Below are 7963 nucleotides of genomic sequence, written 5' to 3'. Positions count from 1 at the left end.
GGGCCGGGCGGGTCAGGTGGCCGCCGGTCCACGTCCCAGCGTATGTTCGGGATCGACCGTCTCCCAATGGCGGAAACCGACTTCAGAGGTGTTATTTGTTGCGTCTTGATGAGCTTGACCGTCGAATCGTTGCGCAGTTGCTGGAGGACGGCCGCGCCTCGTACGCGCAGATCGGCGACCGGGTCGGGCTGTCGGCCCCGGCGGTGAAGCGGCGGGTCGACCGGCTGCGCTCGGACGGCGTCATCAACGGCTTCGCGGCCGTCGTCGACCCGGCGGCGCTCGGCTGGACGACCGAGGCGTTCATCGAGATCTTCTGCACGGGTGCGACGTCGCCCGACGAGATCCATTCGAGCGTCCGCGGCCATCCGGAGGTCGTCGCCGCGTACACGATCAGCGGCGACGCCAGCGCGCTGGTCCACGTGCGCGCCCGCGACATCCAGCATCTGGAGCAGGTCCTGGAGCGGCTGCGGCGCGAGGACAACATCACCGCGACCAAGACGTCGATCGTGCTGTCCCGGCTGATCGGCCGTCCTATCGACGCGCCCGCGCCCACCCGGGTTACCGCCCAGTAGGCTGCCGGGCATGGACTTCGCGACCGCTGACCTCATCGACGACTTCGGGGACGAGCTGCGCAGCTGCGAGACGCAGTTCCGCCGTTACGGCGGGCGCGCGTCGTTCGCCGGGCCGGTCTCGACCGTGCGCTGCCACCGGGACAACGGGCTGGTGAAGCGGCTGCTGAACACGCCAGGCGAGGGCCGCGTGCTGGTCGTGGACGGCGCCGGCTCGCTGGCGTCCGCGCTGATGGGCGACATGATCGCGGCGGCGGCGGTGGCCAACGGCTGGGCCGGGGTCGTGATCAACGGCGCGGTGCGGGACGTGGCGGCCCTGCGCGAGCTGGACCTCGGCGCGAAGGCGCTGGGCTCGAACCCGCGCAAGAGCGCCAAGGACGGCGCCGGCGAGGTGGACGTGCCGGTCTCCTTCGGCGGCGTGGAGTTCCGGCCGGGCGACTGGCTCTACAGCGACGAGGACGGCATCGTCGTCGCGGGACGGGAGCTTCCGCTGTGACCTGGGCGCACTGTCCGACATGCCAGGGCAAACCACGCAAGCTCGGCTAACTCGGCCGTAGCCGGATCGAATCCCCTGCCTTACGTTCTGCGCAACCCACCAGAGGCAGGGGAAAGATGCGCGTTGAGAACATGCTGCTGGTGCCCGCGGCGGCCCTCGGGCTGGTCGCGGGACTCGCGGTCGTCCCGGCCGCCGCGCAGCCGAGCCCTCCCATCCCGGAACCCACCGCCAACCCGTGGCAGATGCGCCACTGGCCGCGGACGCAGCCGTGGCAGCTCGACCAGCCGGAGGCCCGCACGTTCGCGGCGGGCGCCCCGCGTCCCGTCGACCCGCAGAACTACGAGCTCCCCGACACCATGACCTGGGACGACTACAGGGCCGTGCCCGGCACGTCGTGGGCCGACCCGTCCCGCAAGGGGTCGGAGAAGAACTTCAACGGCGCGATCGTCCTGGTCGACTACCCAAACCAGCCGTTCGAGGTGACGCAGCCGCACAACTCAAGCATCTTCGGCAACCCCGTCGGCGTCAGCGACGTCCCCCGCGCCGAGGTCGCCCGGTTCTACCAGGACTTCCTCAACAAGCCGCAGAAGCTCAACCACGGCCACACCCTGCACGAGTACTGGATGGAGGACTCCGGCGGCCGGTACGGGGTGAACCTCACCGCGTTCGGGGCGTACGAGATGCCCGCCAAGGACCACGAGTACGGCGTTGAGAGCCGGATGCAGGGCGGGATGGGCTGCCCGGGGGGCGACACCTGCGACCGCGACCTGCGCCGGGACGCCCGCGCCGCGTGGATCGCCGACGTCGGCGAGGAGAAGGCCGCCGAGTTCGACTTCGTGTTCTTCCTCAGCGCCGGGCAGGACGAGTCGAGCACGTGGCAGGAATTCGGCGAGATGAAGTTCGCCTCGAAGGAGGACGTGCCGCCCGAGTGGGGCCCCGGTGACCCGAACCTGCCGAACTGGGTGGACACCCGGTACGTCGACTGGACGTCGTGGCAGGCCGGTTCCACGCTGTGGCCGAACGCCGTGTCGGGCAGCTCCACCCAGGCGGAGAGCTCCGGCATGTCGGTGTTCGCCCACGAGTTCAGCCACATCCTGGGCATCGGCGACAACTACAACAACCCGTACGGCGATCCGCCGCGCCGCGCGTTCAGCGGCCCGTGGGACATGCTCAGCCGCGGCACGTTCAACGGCCCCGGCGGCCCGCACAGCCGGTGGACGATCCCCGCCACCGGCGGCGCCTCCATGGGCGCGCAGCACATGCTGCGCAACAAGCTCAAGCTCGGCATCGTCGACCCGGGCAAGGTGCTCCGGCTCGACCGGGAGACGCTCGCCTCGTCCGGCACGGTCGTCGCCCGGGTGACCGCCCGCGCCGTGGAGCCCGGCCGGGGCGGCCTCGCGGGCATCAACCTGGTGCTCGGCGACGGCGGCGACCGGAGCCCGGCCTGCGACACCGCCACCGACCCGCTCTGCGACGGCGGCGGCTACGACAACTACACGATCGAGGTCGTGGACCGGATGGGCACCGACTCGTTCACCCCGGACTCCGGCGTCCTGCTCGCGAAGACGAAGGACCAGGACCGGGCGCCGTTCATCTGGGTCAAGGACGCCAACCCGCAGGACATCGACAAGGTCGACTTCGTCCTGCCGGACGGCACCCCCAAGATGATGACGATCGGCGACTACCGGCAGCTCTCGGACGCCCTGTTCCACGCGGGAACGAACTCCGGCAGCGAGTACGAGTACGTCGACGAGGCCAACCGCCTGCACTTCTACGTCCTCGACGTACACCGCGACCGGAAGGGCGTCCTGTCGTACACGGTCGCGATCCGCTCGCTGGACGGCGCCGGGCCGCAGCGGCGCGGCGTGCGGGTCGGCAACGGGCACGCCCGGCCGACCGGCGCCGGCTGGGCGAGGTGCGCGGTGACGCTCCACAACAGGGGCCGGGGCGGCGGCGGACACCACGGCTCGGACGTGTTCCGGCTCAGCGCCGGCGCGCCCGGCGGCTGGACGGCGTGGCTGCCGAACGAACTCGCCACCGCCGAGGCCGGAGGCCGCACTGAGGTCGAGGTGTGGGCGAAGGCGGGGCCGGGCGCGGACCGCCGGGCGGACCTGAGCCTGACCGCCACGTCGGAGAGTGACCCGTCGAAGTCCGACACCGGGACGTGCCGCCTGCGCTGACCCCCGGGCGCTCATGGACGGCCCCCGCTCTCCCCGGGGGCCGTCCATGGCCCGTACAGCTCGGGCGATGCGATGCCGAACGCACGTTTCGGGATGCCGAGCCGGGAAACGTCACCGAACGTGACGATCTTGAACGTTCCGTGGTGGAGGCGGATCGCGGGTTTGGCGGCGGGCGTCCCGCTGGCGGCGACGGGAACGGTCCTCGCGGTGCCCGAGCAGGCCGCCGCCGCCACGGCACCGGCTCTCCGCGAGTTCGACCTGCGCCGCGGCCCCGACCGGGGCGCGCCGATCCGCGCGCTCGACGGGAGGCTCCACCATGTCGGCGCCGACGCGGTGCTCGGCTCGTCCGGCGGGAAGAGACTGCGCGGCGGCTGCGGCAAGGCGGCCGGTGTGCCCGCCCAGTCGCTCGTGTACTGCTTCGACAAGGCCGACTCCGCCACGCGCCAGTGGGTCCCGCAGGGCGTCACGACCATCTCGGACGCCGAGGCGGCCGAACGCCTGGCCGGCGGGTCCAGGCCGCTCCTCGTGTCCTGGCACGGCGGTGGACGCGTCAAGGTCACGTTCGTCGACCCCGACAGGCGCACCTACCGCCACGTCCTGCTCGTCTACCCGACCATGAAGGGCAAGAAGCCCACCTTCACCGACGTCGACATCCACGCGGGCGGCATCGCCTGGTACGGGGACAAGCTCTACGTGGCCGACACCCACCACGGCCTCCGCGAGTTCGACACGCGCCTCATCTTCGACCTGCGCCAGAGCAAAGCGGGCTCGACGCGTGGCTCTGGACGCGTCGGTCTCCATGGAGGGAAGTACCACGGCCACGGCTACCGCTACGTGATGCCCCAGACGGGAAGCTGGAAATTCGCTCAAGGCTGGGGAGGCAAGTGCCGTGGCAGCGGCCCGTTGCGCATGTCCTGGGTCGCCATTGACCGCACCACCTGGCGTCACGTCCTCATCGCTGGCGAGTGGTGCCGCCCCAAGGGGCCGAGGGGACGTGTCGTCACCTGGCCTGTACAGGCACTGAACGGCACCCGCACCGTCCGCGCCGACTGGGCCGCGCCCCTTCCCTACGACCGGCTCCAGGGCGCGGTCAGGGCGAACGGCCACTGGTGGTTCACGCAGGGCCTCGGCAAGAAGCGCGGACGGCTCTTCATGACGCGGCGCGAGTGGTGGGGCTGGGGCGGCGTCACGTACCGCACCATCTCCTACGGCCCCGAGGATCTGTCCTGCTACCGCGGCCAGCACCGCATCTGGACCGTCGCCGAATACGCGCACAAGCGGGCGTTGTGGAGCTTCCCCGCCGCCCCCTGCCGCTGACGCGTCGTCAGGCGAAGGGAGACGCGTGCGCGACCTGAAGAACGTGCCGCCGCCCCCCGCGGACCAGCACGCCGCGTCCGACCACCCCCGGCCCGCCGGGCGGTTCGGCCCCGTACAGCCGGTTCTCCTCGCCGAACCGGGATCCCAGGAGCAGCGCCGGAGCCCCGATCTCGTGAAGCGTGGAGACCATGGGATCGACGCGCTGGTCGACGACGGTCAGCAGCCGCGCCAGCACGAGGTGGATCCGGTTGCCGGGCGAGGTCAGCACGTTGCGGGGAAGTGTCCGCAGCGGATCGTCATCGAGGTCGCGGTCGATCACGAAAAGGAAGACCTCGGCGTCCGGAGGGCGCCGCACGATCCCGGCCACGGTCTCGCGGAAGTCCTCGGCCGAATCGGTGTACCCGACGTCGGCGCCCGCGGCTTCGGTGAGGCCGTACTCCTCGGCGAGCGACAGGAGGATCTCGTGCGCGTCGAAGACGTGAATCTCGGCCTCCGCCCCGCCTTGGCGCGCCCGGATCCCGTCGATGAGCAGTTGCAGGGCGTTCGCGCGTCCCGATCGGGGCGGCCCGGCGACCAGCAGATGCGGGTCTGTGTCGAAGTAGACGTAGACCGGCTGGCGCGTACCGCTCGCGATCCCGATCGGTATACGCCGCCCGGTGACGGCGGGAAGCTCCCGCGCGTAGACCAGCTCCGGCAGGTCCGGCGACGCCTCGGCGGGCGGCGTGCCCGCGTCCTTGACCTTCGGGAACTCCAGCAGCCTGCGGTACCGGTCGGTGAAGAAGGGGTCGAACCTGCGGAGGCTGATCATCTGCCCGTCGTCGGCGCAGACGATCACGACCGGGTCCTCGCCGTGCTCCCGCACCAGCGACTGAAGCTGCTCGGGGAAGATCGCCTTGGCCACGACCTCGGCCGGGGCGATGGCCTCGCGGGTCATGTGGAGAAGCAGGACACCGCCGCGGCTCTCCCTGAAGACATCGGCCATGGTCGTTCCCGGCTCGCCCTTGACGGAGCACAGCCAATCGACGGTGGCCTCCCGCACATCGCCGTGCGAGAGCACGCCGAGTTCGGCGAGCATCCGCCCGTACCCCGCCGCCAGTCGGGCGATCCGCGCCATGTCCGTCCCCGCGTACACGATGTGCCGAGGCCGCCGCTCGTCCGGCGGCCTGGTCTGCGTCTCCGAGTTGCGGAGCCGCCGGAGAACTTCCGCGATGGCCGTATCCGGATGCACCTCCTCACTCTGACCCCAGATGACGTGCCAGTGGTGACGAGATCGCTGGACGAAGTCGTCGATCGCGGGGCGCGGTGGATCCGGGGCCAGGGTGAACTGGCGCGGACCGTTGTTGCCCGCTCGGAGGTAGGCGGTGCGCTCGTCCGGAAATTGGAGGTTCGCCTGCCCGAGGATTCGCCGAAGGACGTCCGGCGGCAGGCGGCTCGCCGCGACGCGCCAGCCGAGGAGGGGCAGGAAGCGGTTCCACGTCGTGGTGTCTTCGACGGTGGATGCGGAGACCAGCAGTTGGACCCCGAGCATTCTGCCACGCTGCGCCAGCGAGAGCAGAGCTTCGGCCATCTCGCGCTGGCCGGGCGGGAACGTCAGCGATACGTCCGCGAACACGAGAAGTCCCGGGGCACTGCCCGGTTGATCGGCGGCCCTGGATTCCAGCTCGCCCGCTAGGTAGCCGAGAGCGCGCCGGAGGTGCTGGGGCCGTCCGAGGAGCTCGTCGTCGGAGAAGACGACGTGCGGGAGGTCGAGCGGCTCGCCGAGGGGATGCTCGCCCAGCCCGGCGAAGGCGAGACTGAGGTTCCCGGGGGAGTAGCACGACGCGAGCGCGAGGGCGATGTTCCGGACGGTGTGCTGCCGGGCCTCCGTCTCGCCCACGATCAGGCCGTGCGGGATGCCCGCCGCGATGTCGAGCGGATAGAGCGTGACGATGTTGTCGTCCGCGTCGTACCCGATTGCGGGATCGCGGGGTTCGAGAGGGGGGCGCGCCCACGTTTCCTCGAACATCCCGCTGGTCCCGCCGCCGTTCAGCTTGAGCACGTCGAACCGGGGGACGGCCGGAGGCGGTGCCGAGGTGTCGGCCGTGGGTCGCGTTTCGTCGGTGAGGCGTGTGGATCTGCGCGTCTGCCGTGCGCGCTCCTTCATGCGCTCCACGAGCCCGTCGGCGACACCAGGGGGTATGTGTCCAGGCCGAAAGCTTGTGACGCTCCTCTTCCCCGGAACGCGCAGGAACGCCGAATCCGGACCCCCTGCACCGGGGGTCTGCAAGTGCCATGACACGGAGGAGCCGACTTCCAGCGGCAGGGCACCGTCGGGTGTGCAGAAGACGAACCGGATGCCCTCGGCCGAACCGTCCGCACTGAGTGCGGCGATCGATTCCAGGAGGCCGGGTTGGGCGGTCAGCAGCGCGCCCGCGTCATCGATGACCACGAGCATGGCGGGCAGCGGTTCGATCGAGTCGTCCTCGGCGGCGGCCGCCCGGTAGTCGTCCCACCGCGCCGTCCCGGCATTCCGGAGGACGGCTTTGCGGCGGTCCCGCTCCGCTTCGAGGACGTCCCGGAGCCGGCCGATCAGGGGCGAGTCCGCCGAGTCGGCGTGGAGATCGTTGACCACGTGGGGAAGGTTCTCCAGCCCGTCGAAGGGCGCGCCTCTGGAAATGTCGGCGAACGTGAACGACACCACGCTGGGGGAGTGCCTGAGCGCGAGCCCGAACAGGAATGTCCGCAGCAGCGCGTGGCGAGCCGGACCGGTGATCAGGCCGTGCGGCCAGCGTTCGCCGTCGCTCGGCACGTCGACCGTCACGATGTCCAGATCGTCGGTCACGCCGATGGGGATGCGGCCGAAAGGACGGTCCCAGTCACCGCCGATCAGTTCGTCGACCGTCGCGCCCTGGATGTCGAGAAGGCCGGGGAGCGCGGCGGGTGGCCGTGTCGCCGGGGCGAGGTGGGTGCGGGTCTCGGGGGTGAGGAGGGCGAAGTGGTCGGTGGCCGCGGTCAGGGTCAGCGGGCCGCCTTCGGCCGGGAGGAGGGCGCGGAAGGTCTCGGCGGACGTGCCGGCGCGGCGTTCGATCTCGGCGGAGACGGCTTCGAGGACGTGCCGGGTGTGCTGCGCCTCGGGACGCGGGAGGGTGTCGAGGAGGGCCTCGCGGGCGCCGGGGACGAACTCGTAGCGCACTCCGCCGACCGGGCGAAGCAGGCCGCTCAGCAAGACTTCGGCGAGCTGTCCCGGGCCGGAGCGGCCGAGGATCCGGTGCTGGATGAGCCGCATCACCGGCAGGGACGGCACGGACACGGCGACGTGCGCGGCGAGTTCGGCGGCGGCCGGGGACGCGGTGGCGAGGAAGCGGCGGACGCGTTCGGCGACGGGCAGTTCGCGTTCGCGGGCGGGCGGCGCCGTCCCGGGC

At 71.3% G+C, this 7963-nt stretch carries 5 protein-coding genes; 4 read left to right on the top strand and 1 reads right to left on the bottom strand.

What is annotated here, in order from left to right; genetic code table 11:
- Positions 1-98: 98 nt before the first annotated feature.
- The 4 genes from E1266_RS33200 to E1266_RS33185 all read left to right on the top strand — a co-directional run bounded on the left by E1266_RS33200 (position 99) and on the right by E1266_RS33185 (position 4562).
- Entirely contained in the window at positions 99-572 is a 474-nt protein-coding gene (locus E1266_RS33200) for an Lrp/AsnC family transcriptional regulator (protein WP_131981764.1), read from the top strand.
- A 10-nt stretch (positions 573-582) separates the two neighbouring features.
- Entirely contained in the window at positions 583-1065 is a 483-nt protein-coding gene (gene rraA, locus E1266_RS33195; protein WP_132053900.1) for a ribonuclease E activity regulator RraA, read from the top strand.
- Positions 1066-1181: 116 nt separating this feature from the next.
- Complete coding sequence (locus tag E1266_RS33190) at positions 1182-3245, top strand: M6 family metalloprotease domain-containing protein (protein WP_243719196.1); 2064 nt, start codon at positions 1182-1184, stop codon at positions 3243-3245.
- Positions 3246-3365: 120 nt separating this feature from the next.
- Positions 3366-4562 carry a hypothetical protein gene (locus E1266_RS33185; protein ID WP_132053898.1) on the top strand — a complete coding sequence of 399 codons (1197 nt, stop codon included), beginning with the start codon at positions 3366-3368 and terminating at the stop codon, positions 4560-4562.
- A 7-nt stretch (positions 4563-4569) separates the two neighbouring features.
- Here the strand turns inward: E1266_RS33185 and E1266_RS33180 are convergent.
- On the bottom strand, positions 4570-7963 hold a 3394-nt coding region (locus tag E1266_RS33180; RefSeq protein WP_132053896.1), incomplete at its 5' end, for an FtsK/SpoIIIE domain-containing protein.

The sequence above is a fragment of the Actinomadura sp. 7K534 genome, assembly GCF_004348575.1.
Classification (GTDB): domain Bacteria; phylum Actinomycetota; class Actinomycetes; order Streptosporangiales; family Streptosporangiaceae; genus Spirillospora; species Spirillospora livida.
This window is presented reverse-complemented; position numbering and strand designations above follow the sequence as displayed.

Excerpts from the sequence above, each read along its gene's own strand:
- rraA (WP_132053900.1), top strand. The coding sequence starts at position 583 with ATGGACTTCGCGACCGCTGACCTCATCGACGACTTCGGGGACGAGCTG.
- E1266_RS33190 (WP_243719196.1), top strand. The coding sequence starts at position 1,182 with ATGCGCGTTGAGAACATGCTGCTGGTGCCCGCGGCGGCCCTCGGGCTG.